The sequence below is a fragment of the Neobacillus sp. NRS-1170 genome, assembly GCF_050468025.1.
This window is the reverse complement of sequence record NZ_JBITPF010000029.1, coordinates 24,850-48,446: the sequence shown is the minus strand read 5'-3', so window position 1 is coordinate 48,446 and position 23,597 is coordinate 24,850. Positions and strand designations below refer to the sequence as shown.

At 40.6% G+C, this 23,597-nt stretch carries 21 protein-coding genes and 1 other annotated feature (1 of these 22 running past the window's edge); of the genes, 14 read left to right on the top strand and 7 right to left on the bottom strand.

The features are described from left to right. Nucleotides 1-9: 9 nt before the first annotated feature. The 4 genes from ACIFOT_RS13590 to ACIFOT_RS13575 form a co-directional block, all read right to left on the bottom strand. Nucleotides 10-903, bottom strand: a complete 894-nt coding sequence (locus ACIFOT_RS13590; RefSeq protein ID WP_430065283.1) for a DUF2935 domain-containing protein — start codon at nucleotides 901-903, stop codon at nucleotides 10-12. A 157-nt stretch (nucleotides 904-1,060) separates the two neighbouring features. Next, nucleotides 1,061-1,144 carry a YjcZ family sporulation protein gene (locus tag ACIFOT_RS13585; protein WP_223592253.1) on the bottom strand — a complete coding sequence of 28 codons (84 nt, stop codon included), beginning with the start codon at nucleotides 1,142-1,144 and terminating at the stop codon, nucleotides 1,061-1,063. A gap of 92 nt (nucleotides 1,145-1,236) precedes the next feature. Further along, complete coding sequence (locus ACIFOT_RS13580) at nucleotides 1,237-2,496, bottom strand: FAD-dependent oxidoreductase (RefSeq protein ID WP_430065281.1); 1,260 nt, start codon at nucleotides 2,494-2,496, stop codon at nucleotides 1,237-1,239. Nucleotides 2,497-2,624: 128 nt separating this feature from the next. Further along, nucleotides 2,625-3,071 (bottom strand): Dps family protein, encoded by a 447-nt coding sequence (locus ACIFOT_RS13575; protein WP_430065279.1) that lies wholly within the window; start codon nucleotides 3,069-3,071, stop codon nucleotides 2,625-2,627. 341 nt (nucleotides 3,072-3,412) lie between these two features. Here ACIFOT_RS13575 and ACIFOT_RS13570 point away from each other — a divergent pair, with 341 nt between their 5' ends. Then, nucleotides 3,413-4,009, top strand: a complete 597-nt coding sequence (locus ACIFOT_RS13570) for a cell wall hydrolase (protein ID WP_430065277.1) — start codon at nucleotides 3,413-3,415, stop codon at nucleotides 4,007-4,009. Nucleotides 4,010-4,088: 79 nt separating this feature from the next. Here ACIFOT_RS13570 and speB read toward each other — a convergent pair whose 3' ends face one another. Continuing rightward, nucleotides 4,089-5,021, bottom strand: coding sequence for an agmatinase (gene speB / locus ACIFOT_RS13565; protein ID WP_430065275.1), 933 nt, complete (start codon nucleotides 5,019-5,021; stop codon nucleotides 4,089-4,091). A gap of 204 nt (nucleotides 5,022-5,225) precedes the next feature. Between speB and ACIFOT_RS13560 the strand changes: the two genes are divergently transcribed. The 12 genes from ACIFOT_RS13560 (at nucleotide 5,226) to ACIFOT_RS13505 (ending at nucleotide 19,714) form a co-directional block, all read left to right on the top strand. After that, a complete protein-coding gene (locus ACIFOT_RS13560; protein WP_430065273.1) occupies nucleotides 5,226-6,566 on the top strand; it encodes an APC family permease in 1,341 nt (446 codons plus the stop codon). Nucleotides 6,567-6,785: 219 nt separating this feature from the next. Further along, nucleotides 6,786-8,186 (top strand): APC family permease, encoded by a 1,401-nt coding sequence (locus ACIFOT_RS13555; RefSeq protein WP_430065271.1) that lies wholly within the window; start codon nucleotides 6,786-6,788, stop codon nucleotides 8,184-8,186. Nucleotides 8,187-8,417: 231 nt separating this feature from the next. Further along, the gene (locus tag ACIFOT_RS13550) at nucleotides 8,418-8,762 is read left to right on the top strand and encodes a nuclease-related domain-containing protein (protein WP_430065269.1); all 345 of its coding nucleotides are present in this window, start codon (nucleotides 8,418-8,420) and stop codon (nucleotides 8,760-8,762) included. A 9-nt stretch (nucleotides 8,763-8,771) separates the two neighbouring features. Next, nucleotides 8,772-9,254: a hypothetical protein gene (locus ACIFOT_RS13545; RefSeq protein WP_430065267.1), complete on the top strand. Its 483-nt coding sequence runs from the start codon at nucleotides 8,772-8,774 to the stop codon at nucleotides 9,252-9,254. A gap of 360 nt (nucleotides 9,255-9,614) precedes the next feature. Next, a complete protein-coding gene (locus tag ACIFOT_RS13540) occupies nucleotides 9,615-10,904 on the top strand; it encodes a Glu/Leu/Phe/Val family dehydrogenase (protein WP_430065469.1) in 1,290 nt (429 codons plus the stop codon). Nucleotides 10,905-10,920: 16 nt separating this feature from the next. Beyond that, complete coding sequence (locus ACIFOT_RS13535; protein WP_430065265.1) at nucleotides 10,921-11,211, top strand: SAV0927 family protein; 291 nt, start codon at nucleotides 10,921-10,923, stop codon at nucleotides 11,209-11,211. A gap of 23 nt (nucleotides 11,212-11,234) precedes the next feature. Then, a complete protein-coding gene (locus ACIFOT_RS13530; protein ID WP_430065263.1) occupies nucleotides 11,235-11,483 on the top strand; it encodes a hypothetical protein in 249 nt (82 codons plus the stop codon). A gap of 112 nt (nucleotides 11,484-11,595) precedes the next feature. After that, the gene (locus tag ACIFOT_RS13525) at nucleotides 11,596-13,731 is read left to right on the top strand and encodes a sigma 54-interacting transcriptional regulator (protein WP_430065261.1); all 2,136 of its coding nucleotides are present in this window, start codon (nucleotides 11,596-11,598) and stop codon (nucleotides 13,729-13,731) included. A gap of 208 nt (nucleotides 13,732-13,939) precedes the next feature. Continuing rightward, complete coding sequence (locus tag ACIFOT_RS13520; protein ID WP_430065467.1) at nucleotides 13,940-15,412, top strand: aldehyde dehydrogenase family protein; 1,473 nt, start codon at nucleotides 13,940-13,942, stop codon at nucleotides 15,410-15,412. 52 nt (nucleotides 15,413-15,464) lie between these two features. Next, nucleotides 15,465-16,838, top strand: coding sequence for a putrescine aminotransferase (locus ACIFOT_RS13515; protein ID WP_430065259.1), 1,374 nt, complete (start codon nucleotides 15,465-15,467; stop codon nucleotides 16,836-16,838). A gap of 46 nt (nucleotides 16,839-16,884) precedes the next feature. Further along, entirely contained in the window at nucleotides 16,885-18,255 is a 1,371-nt protein-coding gene (gene gabT / locus ACIFOT_RS13510) for a 4-aminobutyrate--2-oxoglutarate transaminase (RefSeq protein ID WP_430065257.1), read from the top strand. A gap of 37 nt (nucleotides 18,256-18,292) precedes the next feature. Next, nucleotides 18,293-19,714 (top strand): NAD-dependent succinate-semialdehyde dehydrogenase, encoded by a 1,422-nt coding sequence (locus ACIFOT_RS13505; RefSeq protein WP_430065465.1) that lies wholly within the window; start codon nucleotides 18,293-18,295, stop codon nucleotides 19,712-19,714. A gap of 104 nt (nucleotides 19,715-19,818) precedes the next feature. Here the strand turns inward: ACIFOT_RS13505 and ACIFOT_RS13500 are convergent, their stop codons facing one another. Further along, nucleotides 19,819-20,262, bottom strand: a complete 444-nt coding sequence (locus ACIFOT_RS13500) for a MarR family winged helix-turn-helix transcriptional regulator (RefSeq protein WP_430065255.1) — start codon at nucleotides 20,260-20,262, stop codon at nucleotides 19,819-19,821. A gap of 173 nt (nucleotides 20,263-20,435) precedes the next feature. Here ACIFOT_RS13500 and ACIFOT_RS13495 point away from each other — a divergent pair, with 173 nt between their 5' ends. After that, nucleotides 20,436-21,563 (top strand): HAD family hydrolase, encoded by a 1,128-nt coding sequence (locus tag ACIFOT_RS13495; protein WP_430065253.1) that lies wholly within the window; start codon nucleotides 20,436-20,438, stop codon nucleotides 21,561-21,563. 156 nt (nucleotides 21,564-21,719) lie between these two features. Here ACIFOT_RS13495 and serA read toward each other — a convergent pair whose 3' ends face one another. Next, on the bottom strand, nucleotides 21,720-23,363 hold the full coding sequence (gene serA / locus ACIFOT_RS13490; protein WP_430065251.1) for a phosphoglycerate dehydrogenase: 1,644 nt from the start codon (nucleotides 23,361-23,363) through the stop codon (nucleotides 21,720-21,722). Nucleotides 23,364-23,479: 116 nt separating this feature from the next. Then, nucleotides 23,480-23,597: a binding site (T-box leader), on the bottom strand (it continues 95 nt past the right edge of the window).

The following is a 23,597-nucleotide window of genomic DNA, read 5'->3' as shown; positions in this document are numbered from 1 at the left end:
TTTTTTTTCCTACATATGCTGTTGTTCTTGTTGTTTGACTTTTAATCGTTGTTCTAAAACATGAACCATTTGCAAGAAATGGTCAGCTTCCCTAACTACATGGTCAGCAAGCAGCGGATCAATGACATTTTTAATTTGACAGTTTTTAATGAAATCTAGTCCGGCCTGTTTAAAGGCACGAATCTCATGTGCTGCAGTTTCACTATCTTTATTAAGCTTGCCAATTATCGGGTAGGTTGGTTTTTTCTTATACAGCATCGATTCCACGTCTCTTGCCTGGTTAAGGAGAACTTCAAAATCATCGCCAAATTTTAGTGCTGCTTTAACTAAATTCCGTTCCGATTGATCAAGCAGGGAGGCAATAAAACGTGAGTGCTCCATCATGATTTTTAGCCAAAAGACATTTTCTTTAATAATCGCATCCTGGATAGGGTCTAATATCCCTTCATTAAACTTTTTCAACGTTCTCATAAAATACTCTGCCTCGCGCGCCGTATGATCAACAAGAAGCGGGAAGTTAAAACCCATAACCTGGCAATTAATGATCATAATCAGCAAGTTGCGTTTGAAATTTCGCAATCCTAATACAAGCTGAATCGAATCCTCATTTAACTTCCGAACAGCGGTTACATTATTGGGGGTTTGATAGGCTCGTTTTTCCTGCTCCTCAAAATAATGATAAAAACGGTCAGTTTGTTGAATTAGTTGCCTGTCTTTCCGGCTAAATCCTTCACCTAAAAAATAGGAATGCTCTTTCATAATTCTCAGCCAAAATTTATTTTCGATTAACGATCTCTCGATAAACATTTGTTCGGTTAGTGATTCAGGTGGTGCTGCAAACGTTTCAGGGGCAATTAACATTGGATTTTGTGTATCCATTCCGTTAAAACCTTGCTGTACCATTTAAACCCCTCCTCTTAAATGCATTATTACATTATATTGGCCGTTTTTTTGTTTATGTTTTTTTCAACAAAGAACTTGAAAAAGAAAAAAAAAGAGCAGTAAAACCATGAGATTTTACCACCCTCTTTTTATTAAGGTGTAATGGCCATTGCCATGATTAGTACATCCAAGATGCACCAACAATGATTAAAAGGATAAACAACACAACGATTAGCGCAAAGCTTGTGCTACTGTGTCCCATTTCAAAGTCACCTCCTATTTAATAATTACAATTTATGCAAATAGGAGAAAAATGAAATGGACAAACGTTGATTCGCAGAAAAAAGATTGAAATTAGCTATATTGCGGTCTTAGTTTTGATCGTTTGTTGACGTGCTGTTCGGCACTTAATGCAGCAATCGCACCATCAGCTGCAGAAATAACGGCTTGTTTAATCGGTGTTCTTCTAGCGTCCCCGCCTGCAAACACTCCATCAACATTTGTACGAAGATGGTCGTCAACGATCACATAACCTTCTTCATCTCTCATGACGGCTCTATTGAGGAAATCAGTCCCCGGTTTCATTCCGCCAAGATATAAGAAAATACCATCGACATTCCATGTTTCCACTTCTTTTTTATCATTTAGAACAACTAATTTCTCTACACTATCTGTACCAGTGATTTCTCTGACTCGGTGACGTCGATAGATTTCGACCTTTGGATTATCTTCCAGGGGTGAAAGGTCGGTTTCCCCCTTTAACTGTTCCGTAGGAATTAATAATTTAACAGTTTTGCAATACTTTGCAAGTGTTTCTGCCTCATGAATAGCCTCGTCATTATCACCAACAACAGCGACAACCTGATCTTGATAAAAGGCAGCATCACAGGTTGAACAATAGCTGACCCCGCGACCGGTGAATTCTTCTTCACCATTAATCTTACTGGATGGAGCTTTTGCGCCAACGGCAATAAAAACGCTTTTAGCCTTAATCGTTCCTTCAGCTACCTCTATCATTTTGATTTCATTTGAAAAATCAACGGAAAGAACAGTAGAGCGAACGAATTCTGCTCCAAAGTCTTTTGCTTGTGCTTGCATTCGTGTCAGTAATTCAAGACCTGTTACTTCTTCACGCACCCCTGGATAGTTAGCGATTTTATGAGTAATCGCTAAAGTTCCTGCCTTTGGTGCCTTATCAATAACAAGGGTTTTTAATTTACCACGGGCAGCATAAACAGCAGCAGATGCTCCAGCAGGTCCTCCGCCAATGGTTACAAAGTCATAGACTTCTTCAAGGATCTTTTCATTAACTGGCTGGAAAATGGATTCTTCACTTTCAGGTTGCGGGGGTGCCGATGATACTGGCTTGTCCTCTTCTGACAACCCAAGAAGTTTAATAAATTTTTTCTCCTGGAAGCCTAAAACAAGCTTTCCATTAATAAAGGTTGCAGGTGTTCCGAAAATTTTCCGTTCCTTTAACTGCTCAAAATATTCTTTATGAATCGAGGCATTTCGTTCTTCAAATTCAATTCCCTTTTCTTTTAGATACGATTTTACTTTTTCACAATAAGGGCAGCCTGTGCTGCTATATACGATGACCTCATGTTTGGGCATTCAGGGGTACCTCCTAAAACTTTTTCTTAATTACAATAATAATATTAATACTAAATAAAAGTCAAACCTTTTTAATAATAATTCTAATTTAAAAAAGTCCAACAATTAATTGTTGGACTTTAAGTTAATTAAAGTGTTTTTCCAAGGAATGCTGTCAGCATCCAAACATGCTTCTCTAAGCCTGAATGGATTGCGAGCAGCATATCGCCGGTGGTTTCATCATCTAACTCACCAGCTAAACTCATTCCTTCTTTTATTTCACCAATGATGATCGAAAAGTCGTTAATAATCGATTGAACCATTTCTTCAGCTGATTCTGCGCCTGTTGCTTCTTGGATAGATGAGATTTCGAGGCATTCTTTCATGGTTGCGACAGGATTACCTCCAATTGCGAGCAACCGTTCTGCCAATTCATCGACATGGAGCCCAGCCTCATTATAGAACTCTTCAAATTTGGCGTGAAGTGTGAAAAATTGCCCGCCCTTCACGTACCAATGATAGTTATGTAACTTCATATACAATACAGACCAATTGGAAATTTGTTTGTTAAGTACGTCCACTAATTGATTTTTCATAAGAAATCCTCCTTTATATCATCTCGTTATATTATTTCCAAAGATACACGTGAAATCCTGTATGATTTCAAGGGAATTGTTGTCAGATTGGTGAAAGTTTTTCATTTACTATGTTACATGGCTGAAACAAAATGTAATAATACCCCCTTTATTATCCAATAAAGCATTTATATGGAGTTTGAGGTGAATTGGTTAGACCTTCCATTTTTGTGAGAAACGCTTTGATATCAATCGGTCTCTTTGCTAGTTTCTGTAATCCATTTTTTGGCTAATGAATTCGTATGTTACAACTGGTAGCATTAGTTGTAGAGAAACGAGCTACTAATCTAGGAGGTTTTCAAATGAACAAATTTAAAAAACTAGTAATTGCAGCTGGTCTTATCTTATCAATGTCAGCATTTACGATAAATGGAAAAACAGAAGCGGCTACGACAACTCATAAAATTCAGTCTGGAGAAACTTATTGGAAAATTGCAAAAGGTTTTGGTGTACCTTTAAATAGTTTAATGTCGGCTAATCATTCTAAGCCATTATATACAGGACAAAATATGCTGATCCCGAACTCTCCTTATACAGCAGCAGAGAAAGATCTAATGGCACGACTTGTCCGTGCAGAAGCAGTGGGAGAGCCTTATGCTGGGAAAGTAGCAGTTGCTACAGTCATTTTAAATAGAGTAAAAAGCCCTGACTTCCCAAACACAGTTCGTGGAGTTATCTATCAAATAGCAAATGGGCATTATGCATTTACACCTGTCCAAAACGGTCAAATTAATCAGCCAGCTGATTATGCTTCAAAGAGAGCGGTTAATGAAGCAATCGCTTTTAGCGGAAAAGGAAGCGGCTCATTATTTTTCTACAACCCTAAAACAGCGCAAAGTCAGTGGATTCTATCACGCCCTGTTACCGTTACAATTGGAAATCATCGATTTGCAAGATAATCATTAACATTCCAAAAAAAATAGATTTTTATACAAAAAAGCAGTGGATTCCAAATGGGAATCCACTGCTTTTTTGTATTTATTTATTTATTTTAAGAGCTACTAAACTAGCAAAATCATGAATGATAGTGGCAGCGAGCAGGGAAGTAATTTGTGTTGGGTCGTATGGCGGCAGCACTTCGACTAAGTCAAAACCTATAAAATTAAAATCTGTTAGGGCACGGATAATTTGTAGGGTTTCAAAGCTATTTAATCCGCCGACCTCAAGTGTCCCGGTTCCGGGAGCACAGGAAGGATCGACAAAATCAATATCAAAGCTAAGGAAGCAAGGAGTATCCCCAATTTTTTGTTTGATTTCTCTAATAATATCCTCCATTCCACGTTCTTTTAATTCAGGTGTGGTAATTACATGGTAGCCCAAGTCTTTACTAGCATCAATATCGCCTGGATGGTTGAGTGTACCGCGAATCCCAACCTGAAATACCTTATCTGGAATAAGCAGATTTTCTTCATAGGCTCGGATGAAAGGAGAACCGTGCCAATATTTTTCATCATAATAGGTATCCCACGTATCGGTATGGGAATCAAAATGAATTAAGGCAACTGGTCCGTGCACCTTGGCAGCTGCTCTTAAGTTGGCCAACGTCACAGAGTGATCCCCGCCAAGCCCAATGGGAATGATTCCTTTTTCCATCAATTCAATGACTGCTTTTTCAATGACCTCGTAGCTGCGATGGATATTATGAGGGATCACGGAAACATCGCCAATATCAATGGCATTGCAATCATCAAACGGATACACCTTGTGAATCGGATGATACGGGAATAAGGTCATCGATGCCTGACGAATGGCCTGCGGTGCGAAGCGGGCCCCAACACGGAAGGATGCGGCAGTATCAAACGGCATACCGACAATTGCTAATTTCGCATTTTCTCTTGCGGAAGGCAGTCTCATAAACGTGCCTGTCGTACAAAATTCAGGTTTTACGTCTGGTGATAAAGGATATTGCATATTTAGATTCCCCCATTTCTGCTTTTTCTAAATTAAATGATGCAAGTTTTATGCCAAATGAAAGGAAGGAACTCTTCATGATTGGCACGGAAATTGCAATCTTACATACTGATTTTAAAAATAAGGGGGAATAAAAAATTTTAAAAAAACGACAAAGGGGTTCTCTTAAATAGAAAGCGGTTTAAAAAAGGGGAGGTATGATAGGTGGAAAATGGCGTAAAGTTGATAAGATCGTTAAAGCTTTGGCAGGTTGTTATTATGGGGCTTGCATATATGACCCCCATGGTTGTATTTGATACGTTTGGGATTGTTTCAGGGATAACCAATGGTCACGTGCCAAGCGCCTATATTATTGCATTGATTGGTATGCTTTTCACGGCGGCAAGCTATGGCAAACTGGTAAAGGTTTTTCCCCAGGCGGGTTCGGCCTATACTTATACGCAAAAGGCAATAAACAGTCATTTAGGATTCCTTGTTGGCTGGTCCTCTTTACTTGATTATTTATTTTTACCGATGGTCAACGCTTTATTAACCAAACTGTACTTAAATGCTTTGTTTCCATCCGTTCCTGATTTTATCTGGGTATTAGCGTTTGTCGGAATCGTTACCTTTCTTAATTTACGAAGCGTTAATATCCTGGCAAATTTTAATACGATTTTTGTGGCCGTGCAAATCATGATTATGATCGTCTTTATCATCCTTGTCGTTAGAGGGCTGAATGGAGGCGAAGGAGCCGGAACCGTCCTCAGCTTGAAGCCTTTTTTTGTAGAAGGGATGAACATCCCAATCCTAATTACAGGAGCAACGATTCTCTGTTTTTCCTTTCTTGGTTTTGATGCGGTTACAACCCTCTCTGAGGAAACGCCAAATCCTGAAAAAACAATTCCAAAAGCGATCCTTTTAACAGCTTTATGGGGGGGAGTCATCTTTATCACCACATCGTTCTTTATTCAGTTATTCTTCCCTGATATTTCAAGATTCAAAAATCCCGATGCAGCCCTGCCGGAAATCGCTCTGTATGTGGGGGGGAAGCTGTTTCAATCGATTTTCTTATGTACAACCTTTGTCAATACTCTGGCATCCGGGCTTGCTTCACATGCAAGTGTATCACGACTACTATATGTCATGGGGCGGGATAAGGTCTTTCCGGAGAAGTGGTTCGGCTTTGTCCATCCAAAATGGAGGACGCCGGCATTTAATGTTATTTTTGTCGGTGTCATCTCCTTATCTGCCTGGTTCTTTGATTTGGTCACTGCTACGTCGTTAATAAATTTTGGTGCCCTTATGGCATTTACTTTTGTAAATCTTTCGGTTATTAGTCATTTTGCAATCCGGCAAAAAATGCATCGGTCTCCAAAGGGATTTTTTGATTACGTCATCATGCCATTAATTGGGGCCGCCGCAGTAGGAATCCTGTGGGTAAATCTTGAAATAAGTTCCTTGACCATGGGCCTTATATGGTTTGGGGTAGGCTTTGTCTATTTGCTCTATCTAACAAAAGCATTCCGGGCAGCTCCGCCGCAATTTAAAGCAGAAGAAGCATAATGAGCTTTTAAGCCTTCAATCATTTATAGATTGAAGGCTTTTTTGATGCTCTTGACTATGCAAATAAGATTAGATTATGCAAAATTTCATAGATTTTAGGATTATTTTATTATTTCCTTAGTTAAAAATTTTTGGCATGAAAATTGCAACTATTTTGAATAGTAATATAATTATTTTAAAGGGGAGGTTCTATTTGTATTCATATTGATTTGAACAAAAATGAAACTGCTTACATTAATTTTTTTTAAAAAAGGAGAGTTGTTCAAATTGGAGAATGTAACCCTTAAACGTTCACTTGGACTCTGGGCCATAGTTGGTCTTGGATTAGGCTATATGACCCCTACTATTGTGTTTGATACATTCGGGATCGTTTCTGAAGAAACAAATGGTGTTGTTCCCCTTGCCTATCTAACGGCATTAGCTGTTATGTTGTTTACAGCGATTAGTTATGGAAAAATGGTCCAAGTGTTTCCAAGCGCTGGATCTGCCTATACGTATACGAAAGAAACAATGAGCCCCCATCTTGGATTTATCGTTGGCTGGGCAGCATTGCTTGATTATATCCTCTTACCCATGGTGAATGCCTTGATTATCCGAATTTATATGGTATCCGTCTTTCCTTCGGTTCCAGCATGGATTTGGGTGGTCTGTTATGTCGCCGTCGTTACCGGCATTAACGTATGGAGTATGAGTAAAACCTCAAATTTGAATTCCCTTCTTGTAATTTTTGAAGTTGTATTAATATGTGCTTTTATAGTCCTCGCTTTTGTGAAGCTATCCCAAGGAATGGGGCAAGGCACGATATTCACTACGGAACCGCTTATTCATTCCAATGTCCATCTTGGTGCTGTTTTGACTGGTGCTACAGTTGTTTGTTTTTCTTTTATTGGTTTCGATGCCGTCACGATGTACGCTGAGGAGGCCACTGATATAAAAACAATGCCGAAGGCGATTATGTTAACGGTCTTAATCGGCGGCGCCATCTTTTTTATCTGTGGTTACTTCGCCCAAGCTTTATTCCCAGACGTTTCAGGGTTTAAAGTAACGGATGATACGTTACCTGAAATTGGCTTGTTTGTTGGTGGAACGATTTTTAAACTAGTTTTTCTTGCAGGTGCGTTTGCAGCAACTATCGCTTCCGGGCTGGCATCCCATGCGAGTGTGGCACGTCTGTTATATGTAATGGGACGTAACGGTGTCCTTCCGAAAAGGCTATTTGGTTCGGTTCATCCGAAATTCCTGACACCTGCCTTTAATGTCATTCTCGTTGGAGTAGTATCATTGCTAGCGATAGCACCTAGCCTTGAGCTCATTTCTTCCTTTATTAACTTTGGGGCGTTGATTGCGTTTACCTTTGTTAATTTGTCGGTTATTGCCCATTTCGTTTTCCGTCAAAAAAGATACAAAACTGGTAAAGATATTTTCTCCTTTCTGGTAATGCCTATCCTTGGGGCAGGTACCACGGGGATTTTGTGGTACAACCTCCAAGCGGATGCCCTCATCGGAGGAATTGCTTGGATTGTCATCGGGTTAATCTATTTAGCCTTTAAAACCAAAATCTCCAAAACGAGTATTGTGGATCTTCATTTTGATGAAGCGGAGAAACCTACTTCTTTATAAGTGAAAGTTACCTGAGCCAGGCTTGATGCCTGGCTTTTGGGTGTTTTGTGGGGAGAGGTAGGGGATGGCGAGTAAAAGGGAAAGATTCGCGAGTATTTAATGAAAATCGGCAAGTAAAATGTAATTTTGGCGAGTAAATGGTACTTTTTAGCGAGTAAAACCTTCAAAAAGGCGAGTAACAATTTTCCCTATCCAAAAGAAATATGAAAATTCAAAAAGTGCTCACAATTATTGTCGATTATTGCAGGAAATTGGAAGAAAGAGCAAGAAATTAGTGGAAAAATGAAAGGGTGTGGTATTTTGTTCGCTAAAGAAATTCAAATAACACCAAGAATTGAAAAACTGGAGGCACTTACTAGGAGATTATCCACTTTTCATCCAAAATGGCCTGAAGTTATGGCAGATTTTAAAGGCAGAATGGCTGGTTTTCGCGGAGAGAAATCTTTAGGCTTCTACTTAAGTATGCTATCCGACTCAAAATATCTAATATTTCATGGACTTCGCCTTTTATATCGGCAATATTACTTCCAAATGGATTTTTTTCTATTATGTTCCGCCTTTGGGATCGTTCTTTAGGTCAAAAACATGTCTGGAGAATTATCCTTTGAAAAGGATCATAATCAAACCACCTGCAAAAGAAATGGGAATGAAGAAAGAATCAAAAATCCCGTTTTACAAGCAAAACTTCAGGCAAGAAAGCTAAAAAATTGGCTGCTGGAACATAATTGCAGCGATATCCCTATTCTTTATTTTTTTATAAATAGTAATGAAAGAACCATCATAAGAACAGAAATTAGAAATGAACAGATTACTCAACATATTTGTAATAGCGAAAACCTCTTAGAGAAAATAAATCAAATAGAAAAATATTATAAAGTAGACAAACTAAACAAAAAAGAGCTTAACAAAATAAAGCGTCTCCTCTTGTCCAACCACACACCAGATAACCCTGATATCCTAAAAACCTACCATTTATCTCCTAATGATATTCTAACCGGTGTACAGTGCCCTGAAAGTTGCGCCATACTAATGGTTTATAAAAGAGGAAAATGGAATTGTCCGAAGTGAAATGCTCAATCCAATAAAGCACATATTCAAGCCATCCATGATTATTTTCTATTAATCAAGCCTTGGATAACAAAAACGGAATTCTGCCAATTTCTACATATCGACTCTCCCCATATTGGACAAAAGCTACTTAAATCGATGAATCTACCCACCACAGGAAAATTTAAAACTCAAGTATACCATCAGCCCGAAAACCCCTCATCAGGATACGAAAAACCAATTATGCAGAAATGAATAAAGTCAGTCACTTTTTCATAATACCTAAATTCTTTTTCAAAAAAAGTAGCAATATAGCCCCTTTCTTAAGTTGGCACGAATCTTGCTTTTACCATAGGTAACAACAAAAAATGAGGTGTTATGATGGCAATCGATTCTTTAGATTTGAAAAAGAGCGAGGTATTAAAGGAAATGGATAACTCTTTATTTGAGTTTCAGGAAATACTCAGTGAGGCTGCTCAAATCCTAAATTATCCTCCGCAGGTCTTTGAATTTTTAAAGAAGCCGATGAGATTTTTAGAAGTAAGTATTCCCGTTAGAATGGACAACGGGCAAACAGAAATTTTTCAAGGATACCGGGCCCAGCATAATGATGCATCAGGTCCGACAAAAGGCGGAATACGCTTCCACCCAGATGTTACCCCTGAAGAGGTAAAAGCATTAGCGGGCTGGATGAGCCTAAAATGCGGGATAACCGATCTTCCATACGGCGGGGCAAAGGGCGGGATTGTCTGCGATCCCCGAATAATGAGCCTTGACGAACTGGAACGCCTCAGCAGGGGCTATGTTAGAGCAGTCAGCCAAATTGTGGGGCCGACCAAGGATATCCCCGCACCGGATATGTATACAAACTCGCAAATTATGGCGTGGATGCTCGATGAATACGACCATATCCGCGAATTTGATTCACCAGGTTTTATCACAGGAAAGCCCATTGCATTAGGCGGCTCAAAAGGAAGAGAAACAGCCACCTCGAAAGGCGTTTTGTACACCCTTGAGATGGTTTGCGAATTAAAGAAAAAGCCAGTAAAGGACCTGAAAATCATCATTCAAGGATTTGGCAATGTAGGCAGTTACTTAGCGAAATATTTATATGATCTAGGAGCTAAAGTTGTCGGGATTAGTGATGTTCTAGGCGGTTTATATGATGAAAACGGCCTTGATATCCCATACCTCCTTGAAAATAGAGACTCGTTTGGGATTGTATCAAATCGCTTTAATAGATCGATGACAAACCAAGAATTATTAGAAAAAGAATGCGATGTCTTGATTCCAGCTGCGATTTCTGGGGTGATTCATAAACAAAATGCCAGCCGCCTGAACTGCAATATTATTATCGAGGCGGCGAACGGGCCAACGACAAAAGAAGCGCTGGAAATTCTCGACGAACGAGAGATTCTCGTTGTACCAGATATACTCGCAAATTCAGGCGGCGTGATCGTTTCTTACTTCGAGTGGTGCCAGAACAACCAGGGATATTACTGGACGGAGGAAACCGTTGATAAAAGACTCAAAGAAAAAATTACTCAGAGTTTCCTAAATGTTTTTAACACCTCCAAAAAATATAGTGTTAATTTAAAAATTGCAGCTTATATCGAAGGAATTCAGAAATTAGCTGAAGCTTCAAGACTTAGAGGATGGCTGAAATATTAAAAAGGAGGAATAAACCATGAAATTAGAAATATTATCTGAACAAAAAGAACGCCAGCTTTTACATTACTTTTGCTTAATTTCCAATAATCATCGTTATGATTTGACAGTCGGCTATTCAGAGCACTTTTTTGGAAAAGCAATGGTAACCTCATTACAAACAGCTAACATGGTCTTGCTCTGCCAAGAGGACACCTATGCAGATGAACTTTGGGCCGACAAACTTGGTATCGAGCATGAGGACATTCCAGAATTCCAAGAGTTCTTTGGTCTTGTATTACAAACGGCGCCCTATCAGGAACAATATTAAGCCGGGATTGGAGGAGAAGCCCTATGTATTTAGGAGTAGTTATAAGCCCTTGCTTCGGGAGGGTTGAGAAAGTTCAAATCAAAAGCGAAGAAAGAATATACGAATGGGAACCATTATTCATGATAAAAGCAGATGACGGACATGTGGAGATGATCCAAACCGGTGTTAGTGGTGAGGTAGAGTCACTCGAGGTACAGGAAGGAGATAACGTTATTCCTGGAATGGTCCTTGCCTATATAAAAGAAGATTTATTTATAACTGGTAGTGATTAAACGATTAAAAAAGAAGATGGACAATGCATCTTCTTTTTTAATGATTTTTTATTTAAAAAATTCTGATTAAAGTGGTAGTATAAGGTTGATAGGATAGAAGGGGATGAAAAATATGTTTTCCGTCGCAATGGAAAAAATCAAGCCAATTATTTCAGTCACAGTGGAACATCAAGAAGAATTAAAATCAACCTTAAACAATTTAAAAGAACCCTTTATATTCTTAGAAAAACAAAATCAATTATTTGCCTATGTATCGTTAAACAATCAATTGCTTGAAAAGCTGAAAGAGAATCATTTTTCGATAGATATTTTGCTCGACCAAGCGAAGTCCATCGAAAGTATATGCCATTTAAGCGAGAATATTTCTCTGCCTGTTTTGTTTCAAATTATCGGGGAGCCGTTTGCCATCATAAAAGGCGAGGATGGAAAACCTTCAGGCTACATAAGAAGAGAAGATGTTCTGGCCGAGCTATTTAAACAAGAGAATAAAAGCGTTGATTTGCTTAAAATTATTTTAACTTCCATTCCGATGGGGATATTTGTTCTGGATAAGGAAAAACGCATCATCAATTGTAATGAAGCCGGATTAAAAATGATTAAATCAACCGCCGAAAAGGTCTTAAATTTTCCGGCAGAAACGATATTCAGCAAAGAGCATATTGACAATGTGTTTTCAACCGGAAAAACCCTCCTCAATCACCTGGAGATTACGAACGAAATGGGTGTCCTCGTCGATTACAGCCCGATTATGAACTATGATGATGTGGTCGAAGGAATCATTATCGTTGTCCAAGATTTACCAATGGTCGAAGAAATGGCAATGGAAATTGAATATATTAAGGACTTGAATAAAGACTTAAATGCCATTCTTTCAAGCATATATGATGAAATCCTCGTGGTTAATGCCAAAGGAGAACTAATCAGATTTAGCGATAATATTATTCAGGATTTTTGGAAGGTCGATCTCAAAGAATTAATTGGAAAAAATATTCTTGATTTTGAGGATCAAGGGCTGTTTACCCCTTCAGTCACAAGACTTGTTTTAGAAAAAAGAAAAAAGGTATCCGTTGTTCAGGAAACAAAATCAGGCCGAAAAATTCTAGCCGTCGGAAATCCTGTTTTTAATGAAAAGGGGGATCTGGACCGGATTATTGTGGCTTCAAGGGATATTACCGAGACTACCCGCTTAAAAAGCGAACTTTTGGAAATGCGCAAGATATCAGAACAATATAAGAAGGAATTAGATGATTTTAAATCTAAAGACCGCTTCTTAAAAAAGCTGATTTACTGCAGCCCAAAGATGGAAAAGATTATGAACCAAGTGAAGAAAATCGCCGACTTCTCCTCAACTGTTCTCCTTCATGGAGAATCTGGGGTCGGAAAAGAAGTGATTGCCCAAGCGGTACACCAGTTAGGAAAACGATCTTCAAAACCATTCCTCAAATTAAATTGCGGGGCCATTCCGGAAAACTTATTGGAAAGCGAATTGTTTGGCTATGCAAAGGGTGCTTTTACAGGTGCCGATAAGAATGGAAAAGAAGGTTATTTTAAACAGGCGAATGAAGGTATTTTGTTTCTCGATGAAATTGGTGAGATGCCGATGCATCTTCAGGTGAAGCTGCTCAGGGTGCTTCAGGAGCAGGAGGTTATTCCAGTCGGAAGCACTACGCCAATCAAGGTCAATGTGCAAATCATCGCCGCTACCAACAAAAAATTAGAAAAAATGGTTGAGGACGGGACTTTCAGAGAAGATTTATTTTATCGCTTGAATGTTATTCCTCTCCATATACCGCCATTAAGGGAGCGGACGGAAGATATTTCTTTACTGGCTTTCCATTTTCTGCAGAAGCTGAATGAAAAATACGAACGAAATTATCATTTAACCCCCGATGCCGTGAATGTCATGGAATTCTATCCATGGCCGGGCAATGTCAGGGAGCTGCAAAACATTATTGAACGGTTAGTGGTAACAGCAGACCATTTGGCCATTGATGCCGAATTCGTCAGCCAGTTCTTATCACTAGGTTATGAGCACAAAAAAATGAAGCCAGTCATTACGAGGGTTATTCCGTTACAGGAAGCCATCGATCATGTCGAGGAACAACTGATTGTCCTGGCAATGAACCAGTACAAGACAACTACAAAAGCAGCTAAAGCATTGGGAATCAGTCAATCCTCCGTCAGCAGGAAATATCAGAAAATCTTAAGTGAGAAAAATATGAATATCGAAAACTTATCTACCATTTAAGCGAAAACTGCTTCCAGATATCTATTCTGGAAGCAGTTTTTTGTTTATGCAAAAAATACTAAAGTTATGCAAAAATGAATAGCTTCGCAAATTTAATTTTTCTAAAAGCACAATTTTATTTGGTTTTATGTTTTGGCACGTTTCTTGCATTAATAGTTAGTGAGGGAATTAAAAGGAGGAATTGATAATGGTCGAGGTAAAAAATCGAGTGATTAACCTAAAAATGTTCATTGATGGTGAATGGAAAGATGCTGAAAATCAAGAAACACGCCCAGTTATTAATCCTGCCAATGGCGAGGTAATATCATATGCCCCAGAAGGAACAGTTGCTGATGCGCGCGCGGCCATTTACGCTGCCCGCCGAGCATTTGAGGAAGGTGTCTGGTCAGGTCTATCCGCACAGGAACGAGCCTCCTATTTATTTAAAATAGCTGACAAAATTGATGAGTATGCAGATGAGCTTACGCAATTGGAAACCATGGATAACGGCAAGCCCTTAAGAGAGGCAGGATTTGATATAGGCGATGCCGCTGCCTGTTTCCGTTATTATGCCGGCCTGATTACAAAACCAGATGGTTATACGTATCATGTAGCCGATCCAATGCAGGCAATGGTTGTCCGTGAACCAGTGGGTGTGTGCGGTCTGATTGTTCCATGGAATTATCCGCTTTTAATGAGCGTTTGGAAAATTGCCCCTGCTCTAGCTGCCGGCAATACCATTGTTTTCAAACCTTCAGAAGTAACTCCTGTGACTCCTAAAAAGTTATTCGAGATTTTTGAAGAGGTAGGTCTTCCAAAGGGTGTAGCTAATATGGTGATGGGCGCTGGTCCAGTGGCAGGAAATGAAATTGCATCCCATCAGGAAGTGGATATGATTTCATTTACCGGCGGTACGAAAACAGGCAAACATATTATGAAAACAGCTGCCGACACGATGAAAAAGGTATCGCTTGAGTTAGGTGGAAAATCCCCAAATATCATTTTTGCTGATGCTGATTTTGAAACCGCTGTCGATTATGCATTATTCGGAATTTATGCCGGTGCCGGTCAAGTGTGCTCGGCCGGATCCAGAATTCTGGTTGAAGAGAGTATTTACGAGCAATTTGTCGAACGGTTTGTTGATAGGGCTAAGAAAATTCAAGTGGGACCAGGAAACGATCCTTCCACAGAGATGGGCCCGCTTGTCAGCCAGGAGCATTTGGAGAAGGTCCTTCATTACATCGAGCTTGGAAAACAGGAAGGTGCAAAGGTCGCTTGCGGCGGCAGCCGAATCGTTCGTGACGGCTTAGGAAATGGATATTTCGTTGAACCTACCGTTTTTATAGATGTCAAGCAAGATATGCGAATCGTTCAGGAGGAAATTTTCGGACCTGTAGTGGTTATCCAAAAGTTTAAGGATGAAAACGAAGCGGTTAAGCTCGCGAATAGTACGGTTTATGGGCTTGCCGGTGCCGTATTTAGCACGGATGGCGCCAAGGCGCTTAGGGTTATTAAAAAGCTTCGCGCCGGGATTACCTGGATCAATTCCTATCATCCTACTTATAATGAAGCGCCATGGGGCGGCTATAAACAAAGCGGAATCGGCCGCAGTCTAGGAACATTTGGCCTTGAGGAATTCCAAGAGATTAAACAAATTAATATCAATTTGCAGGTTGAGCCTGTAGGCTGGTTTTCATCTTAAAAGCGGAAGCGCCCGTTTTGTATATACTATTTTAATAATGAGGAGCGATAACATGAGTATCGATTTAACACGAGAGACAAAGACTGAGCAAAAACAAAATGTGACTGATTATATTAACAAGGTTTTGAGTTTAATAGAAAAAGAACAAATCAACAAGGAAGAGGCGGCATGGATCACAAAAGAAACAGTCGATGGCTTCCGTGAGCACGTGAACCCTGGTTTCCTGGAATACCGCAAAACTGTTACGGAAGGCGGTCAATTCGCCGCTGTTGAATGGTCCGATAATGGCGCCTGCTTTAAGGATGTAAATGGGAAGGAATACGTTGATTGTCTCGGCGGCTTCGGGATTTACAATGTTGGCCACCGCAATCCAAAGGTGGTTAAAGCTGTAACCGATCAGCTAAAGCGCCAGGCCCTTCATAGTCAGGACCTGCTTGACCCGCTTCGCGCCATGCTGGCAAAAATTTTAGCAGATATCACCCCAGGTGATTTGAAATATGCCTTTTTTACCAACAGCGGTACCGAAAGTGTGGAGGCTGCATTAAAACTTGCAAAAATGTACAGCGAGCGGACCACCTTTATTTCCACCACTCGTGCATTCCATGGAAAAAGCCTAGGTTCGTTGTCCGGAACAGCGAAAGGAATGTTCCGTAAGCCATTCCTGCCATTAATTCCAGGCTTCCGTCATGTGCCATTCGGGGATATCGACATGATGAGAAAAACGTTTGAAGTGTGCGCTTCTGTCGGAGAAGACGTCGCTGCGGTGATTTTAGAACCAATTCAAGGCGAGGGAGGAATTATTCTTCCGCCGGAAAACTACTTAAAACAAGTTCGTGAGCTTTGTGATCAATACGGATCTCTGTTAATTTTTGACGAAGTGCAAACAGGCATGGGCCGTACCGGGAAAATGTTTGCTGCTGAATTGTACGATGTTGTTCCGGATATTATCTGTTTGGCCAAAGCCTTTGGCGGCGGAGTCATGCCAGCAGGAGCGATTGTTGCAAAAGAAGAAGTGTTTAAAAGCTGGTTCCCAAATCCGTTCATGCACACAACAACCTTTGGAGGCAATCCATTAGCATGTGCGGCGGCGATTGCAACAATCGGTATTTTAATAGAAGAAAACCTGCCAGAAAGAGCAGGGGTAGTCGGTGAATATTTCCTTAATAAGCTGAAAGAAGCTGCAGAAGGACATGAAGACAAGGTTCAGGAAATCCGCGGCCAAGGCTTAATGATCGGGATTGAATTCCATAAAGATGAAATCGGTTATGAGGTTTCAAAGGGAATGTTTGACCACGGCATTCTAGTGGCGGGAACCCTTATCAATTCAAAGACCATCCGTATTGAACCGGCTTTGACAATTAGCTATGAAGAGGTTGATAAGGTTGTCAACACCTTCAAAGAGGTTTTAGCACATGTCAAAGCGTAACGGTGATTTTTAAAGGTATGCATAGGTAAAAGGGGGGAGCACGAAATTGGAAAAGAAATACGTCAAGCTCCAAACAGAGATACCAGGACCGAAATCGAAGGAAATATTGGAGCGAAGAAATAAGTTTGTCCCAAAAGGAATCAGTAATAACTGCCATTCCTTTGTTAAAAAAGCACAAGGAGCCGTAGTCGAAGATGTGGACGGTAATCGCTATATTGATTTTGCTGGTGCTATTGGAACGTTAAACGTAGGACATTCTCACCCAAGAGTGGTGCGAGCGCTTCAGGAACAGGCTAGCCAATATGTCCATACCGGCTTTAATGTCATGATGTATGAATCATATATCAATCTAGCCGAAAGACTTTGCGAGCTTGCACCCGGCGATTTTGACAAGCAGGCTGCCTTCTTTAACAGCGGTGCGGAAGCTGTTGAAAATGCAGTGAAGATTGCACGAAGATATACGAAGCGTCAGGGGATTGTTTCTTTTACAAGGGGCTTCCATGGCAGAACCTTAATGACAATGACGATGACAAGCAAGGTGAAGCCTTACAAGTTCGGTTTTGGCCCCTTTGCCCCAGAGGTCTATAAGGCGCCATATCCATACGTATATCGACGCCCTGATGGAATGAATGAACAGCAATATACGGAGATGATTATAGAGCAATTTGAACAATTCCTTCTCGCTGAAGTCGCGCCGGAAACAATTGCGGCAGTCGTAATGGAGCCTGTTCAAGGCGAGGGCGGCTTCATTGTGCCTGATGCCGCTTTTGTAAAAAAAGTTAGAGAGATTTGTACTCAATATGGCATTTTATTTATAGCCGATGAAATTCAAACGGGATTTGCCCGGACTGGAAAATATTTTGCAATCGATCATTTTGAAGTTGTTCCGGATTTAATTACCATCTCCAAATCAATGGGGGCTGGTGTTCCAATCAGCGGCGTAATTGGCCGTGCTGAAATTATGGATGCTGCTGAGGCAGGGGAAATCGGCGGGACTTACTCCGGCAGTCCGCTTGGCTGCCGGGCTGCGCTAACAGTTTTGGATATTATTGATAGTGAAAACCTCAATAATCGGGCAGATAAGCTCGGAGCCCGTGTGATTGAAAAGATGGACCTTCTTGGCAGCCGTTTCGAATGTATTGGAGATGTCCGCGGCTTAGGAGCGATGTGCGCGATGGAAATTGTAAAAGATCGACAGTCTAAAACTCCTGATAAAGAGGCCGTTGGGAAAATAGTCAAAGCAGCTGGAGAGCGTGGTTTGATATTGCTTAGCGCCGGACTGTATGGAAACGTCATCCGTATTCTTATGCCATTAACGATTACAGATGACCAGCTTGAAGAAGGCTTACAAATACTTGAGGAAGCGATGGAAGCAGTTTATCTGAATGATCCTGCCTTATCAGTTGGGGGGAAATGAAATGGACACGCTTAAGCAAAAATATCAAATCTATCCAATGTATTTAAATGGAGATTGGATTGGCAGTGATTATGAGTTTTTTACCGAAATCATTAACCCGGCTACAAAGGAAGTAGTCGGGGCTGTTCCTATCGGTGGTGCCTATGAAGCCAAACAGGCCGTTGATGCAGCTCATAAGGCCTTCAAGCTTTGGGCGAAAAAAACAGCAGATGAACGCTATCAGCTGTTAATGAAGTGGTTCTATTTAATTGAAAAACATAAAGATGAGATTGCTAGAATCATGACGATTGAACAAGGAAAGCCCTTGAAGGAAGCTCTTGGAGAGGTCCAGTATGCCAACGGGTTTATCTCCTGGTATGCAGAAGAGGGAAAACGGATTTATGGGGAAACCATTCCCGCATCCCATCCGAATAAACGGATTCTTGTCAGAAAAGAGCCTGTGGGTGTCGTAGCTGCGATTACACCCTGGAATTTCCCGGCTGCAATGATAACAAGAAAGGTAGGTCCGGCGCTTGCAGCTGGTTGTACAGTCGTAGTAAAGCCGGCCACTCAAACCCCGCTTACTGCCCTCAAAATAGCAGAGCTTGCTCATGAGGCTGGCATCCCTAATGGAGTCATTAATGTCATTACCGGCAGATCCTCGGAAATCGGGGATGAGTGGTTAAAGGACCCGCGTGTAACGAAGATAACTTTTACGGGATCAACTGAAGTAGGAAAAATGTTAATGCGGGGCGCAGCCGAGAATGTTAAAAAAGTGTCTCTCGAACTTGGCGGAAATGCCCCGTTTATCATTATGGAGGATGCGAATCTGGAAAAAGCGGCAGTCGGCCTTGTTCAATCGAAATTCCGCAATGCCGGTCAGACCTGTATTTGTACGAACCGGGTTTATGTCCAAGAGGGAGTAGCTGATAAATTTATTAAGCTTTTTCAGGCCGAACTAGAAAAGCTTAAGGTCGGCAATGGACTTGAAGAGGGAACGGATATCGGCCCATTAATTGATAAAGCTGCTTATAAGAAAGTAGAAAGTTTGGTAAACGATGCGCTTAAAAAGGGTGGAAAAGTCATCTATAGCGGACTGAAACCTGCGAAAGATACCGGCTATTTTTATGCTCCGACAATATTAACCGATATTAATGACGAGATGGAATGTATGAAGGATGAGATTTTTGGTCCGCTGGCACCAATCTCTACTTTCAAAACAGAAGAGGAAGTCATTGAACGGGCCAACAATTCCTGTTACGGATTAGCTGCCTATGTATATACCGAAAATTTAAGCCGTTCCTTTAGAATAACGGAGCAGCTGGAGTATGGGATCATCGGACTTAATGATGCGCTGCCTTCCGCTGTTCAAGTTCCATTCGGCGGCTATAAAGAAAGCGGTCTGGGCCGCGAGGGCGGACATTTCGGTATTGAAGAGTTTTTAGAAGTAAAATATATTTCGATCGGTTTAGACTTCTAAATATGATTTATAGTCAATACAACCAATAGAAAACAAGCCGTGTAGTGAGGTAACCACCTGCACGGCTTGTTTATTTATGTTTATCTAATACTACTAAGGTTCAATCATCTAGTTACTTTTTGCAGATTTTCGATTAATTGATTCATTTTAAAAAGTAAGTCTTTATATTCCTCTTTCCCTAGGCCAAAATGAGGAATACACTCTTCAGGCAGTTCCAGTGCTTTTTCTCTAAGTTGAATGCCTTTTTCGGTCAGCTCTACAAATACTTTGCGCTCATCATCACTTGCCCGAACGCGGCTTAACAGGCCCATCGCTTCCATTCGTTTTAGCATCGGCGTCAAGGTGCCGCTGTCTAAATAAAGGTGTTCGCCAATATCCTTGACTGTTAATCGCTCATGCTCCCATAAAACCGTTAAACTCAAAAATTGCGGGTAGGTGAGTTCGAGCTTATCTAATATTGGCCGGTATAACCGGGTTATTTCCCTAGAACAAGCGTATATCGAAAAACATAACTGATTATCAAGTTTTAAAAAATCATCAGAGTTCAAAAGTTCAATGCCTCCTGGTCTATTTGATTGTACACAATTTAATTTACATAAACTTATTTGGAAAGTCAATCCTTTAATTAATATCTGTATAATTGGATAAATTACTTTATATTATTTCAATCGCTGTGTTACGATAGCGTATAAAAGCATACTTGGAAATGAGGGTGGGGAAGATGATTAAAACAATTTTATTTGACGTAGATGGAGTACTTTTGAGTGAGGAGCATTACTTTGATGCATCGGCTCTAACCGTTTGGGAGTTGTTAATAAGCTCCAATTACTTAGCCTTGTCACCTGAAAAATTAAAAACGGATTATAGTGAACTCGAGGTTAAGGAAATAAGAGAGCACGTGTTTGATCACGACAACGTCCTTAAGTTTATGAAATCACGCGGATTAAACTCTAACTGGGATATGATTTACTTAGCATTCAGCTATCAATTAATCCACTTATTGTCGCAAATTAAGGACACAGAATACGAAAAAATCAGCCAATGGTGTCAGGCGCCAATCAATCGAGAAACACTATTAGAGATCGGCAGGGTGCTAAGTAATTATAATGCTGAACTAGATTTCAATTTGTTTGTTGGGGATTTTGAACAGTCCAATGTGACGAAGCAGGAGCTCATGGAATATTTAAATGTTGTCGCAAAAGAAAAGCTTGGGGTGGAAACATCAACTTTTAAAGGTAAAGATGAGTTATGGTCTATTTGTGAGCATGTTTCTCAGGAATGGTATGTAGGTGATGAAAATGTTCACGAATCTACAGGCAGGCCATCCGTGCAAACAGGTAAAAAAGGTTACTTGGCAAATGAATCCACATTAGCCCCTCAAGAAGAAATTGCTGAACTCTTCGGATTCCTTAGCGCTAATGGTTATGAAATCGGCATTGGCACAGGAAGGCCTGAGCTGGAAACCATCCAGCCTTTCCAGCATCTAAAATGGCTTCAGCATTTTGAGAGGAATAGAATAGTAACAGAAAATGATGTCCTAAAGGCTGAAAAACAGCTTACAGAACGGAAAGCCTTATCAAAGCCGCATCCGTATACATATGTATTTGGTCTCCACCGTAAGGAGTTATCGGTTGAAGAATGTTTAAGCCTTCCATTGCCGATTGAAAATGGAGAAACGGTTCTTATTGTGGGTGATTCTTTAGCTGACCTTCTGGCTGCAAGACAAATGGGCTGTCAATTTGCAGCAGTTTTAACCGGATTGTCTGGAAAAGATGCTAAAAGTGAGTTTGAGAAGCATAAAGCGGATTATATTTTGGATTCCGTACTTGATTTGAGAGAAATTTTATAAAAAAATAACCGGATTCTCGATGTCATTTGCGGAAAAATGCCTTATAAACGAATTTAAGGGGTTTATCAGCGAATCCGGACACTTTATCAGCGAATCAAAAAAATCCAAAGAACAGCAAAAGAGGGATTGCACCTACCAGCGCAATCCCTCTTTCCATTAAATACTTTCAACCTTCTCCGGTTCAATCCTTCCAGGTTCAAACGAATCTACATTAGTCAATTCTAGTAATTGTGCTTCCTCGAGTCCATCAATTTGCGTTAATTCACCTAGAACATTCGCCTTTAAAGCTTTATCCAAGGTTAATACCATGATTGCTTCTCCGCCGACAGTCGTTCTGCCAACCTGCATCGTACCAATATTAATCTGGTAATCGCCTAATAGAGAACCAACCTTGCCGATCATGCCTGGTACGTCGCGGTGCTTGATATAAAGCAGATATTTTTCTGGTTTTACGTCAATCCGATATTCATTAATTTTTAAAATCCGGGCACCATAACCGTTTAACACGGTTGCCCCAATTTTGGCGGTTTCAAATCCATTAGAAACAGTTAGTTCCATGAAGTTAGCAAACCCTTTATTCGTAGCATTTTTCTGCACATTATAAGATACACCCTGCTCTTTTAATAGATGAAGAGCATTAATCAGATTAACAGAATCACTTAAATGATAGGATAGTACACCCTTCAACAAGGTCCGTGTCAATAATTCCGTATCTTCATCAATTAAATCGCCGTAATAATTGATTTCGATTTTAGTAGGTGCCTGCTTTTTCAATAGCTGAATAACTAACTGGCCCATTTGATCTCCAAGCAATAAATATGGCTGCAGCTTTGCCTGTGTTTCACCTGACATTTGCGGCATATTAACGGCATTTTTAATAGATTGAGTTTCAAAAATCTCGATAATTTCGGCGCTGACTTCTTCTGCAACTTTTTCCTGTGCCTCGACAGTAGATGCCCCTAGATGCGGTGTGACAATGATATTTGGATTTTGCAGCAGTTCTGGGTCTGCTACTGGTTCTTTTTCAAATACATCGAGTGCTGCTCCGGCTACATGACCTGCCACAATCGCGCGGACTAAGGCTTTTTCATCAATAATACCGCCGCGGGCACAGTTGACAAAACGGACGCCCTTTTTCGTTTTTCGTAAATAGTCATCATTAATAATTCCTCTTGTATCATTGGTCAGCGGTGTATGGATAGTAATAAAATCAGATTCTTCAGCGATTAAATCCAGGCTTGCTTTCGTGATACCCAGTTTTTTCGCTCGGTCCTCCGTTAAATAGGGGTCAAATCCCAAAATATTCATGCCGAAGGCTTTGGCCCGCTTGGCCACCTCTGTCCCGATTTTCCCCATGCCGATAACTCCAAGGGTTTTTTTGTACAATTCCACCCCTTTAAATGAGTTGCGGTCCCATTCGCCTCCTGCGGTTTTTTGATGGGCCTGTGGAATTTTTCGCGCTAATGACAGCATCATCGCCAATGTATGCTCAGTGGCTGCCATCGTATTTGCACCAGGTGCGTTAATAACGATTATTCCTTTACGTGTTGCCGCATTAACATCGATGTTATCGACACCCACCCCGGCTCTGGCAATGACTCGAAGCCGGTCAGATGCCTGCAGCAGTTCTTCGGTTACCTTTGTTTGACTTCTCACAATCAAAGCATCATATTCACCAATAATCTTTTTTAATTCTGCCGTTGGAAGGGTCGGCTGCCTTTCTACTACAAAATGGGGATGCTCTATTAAACTCTTTAAACCTGTGTTGCTGATACCATCCGTAACTAGAACTTTAAACATCGAAACCATCCTTTCGTTTTCTTAATTTGATTAATTTCTAGCTGCAGCCCCTGAGCAAGGCGCCTCCGCTTTTCTAATAAAAAAGTCCCTCATAACACAGACATAGTGGTCGTGTTATGAGGGACGTGAAGGAACGTGGTGCCACCCTCTTTTGCTGCAAAAATAGCCGCAGCCTCGAAAAAATGTAACGGTTTTACCCGGGCAAGCCTACAAATACGTTCAGCAGCCAGTTCA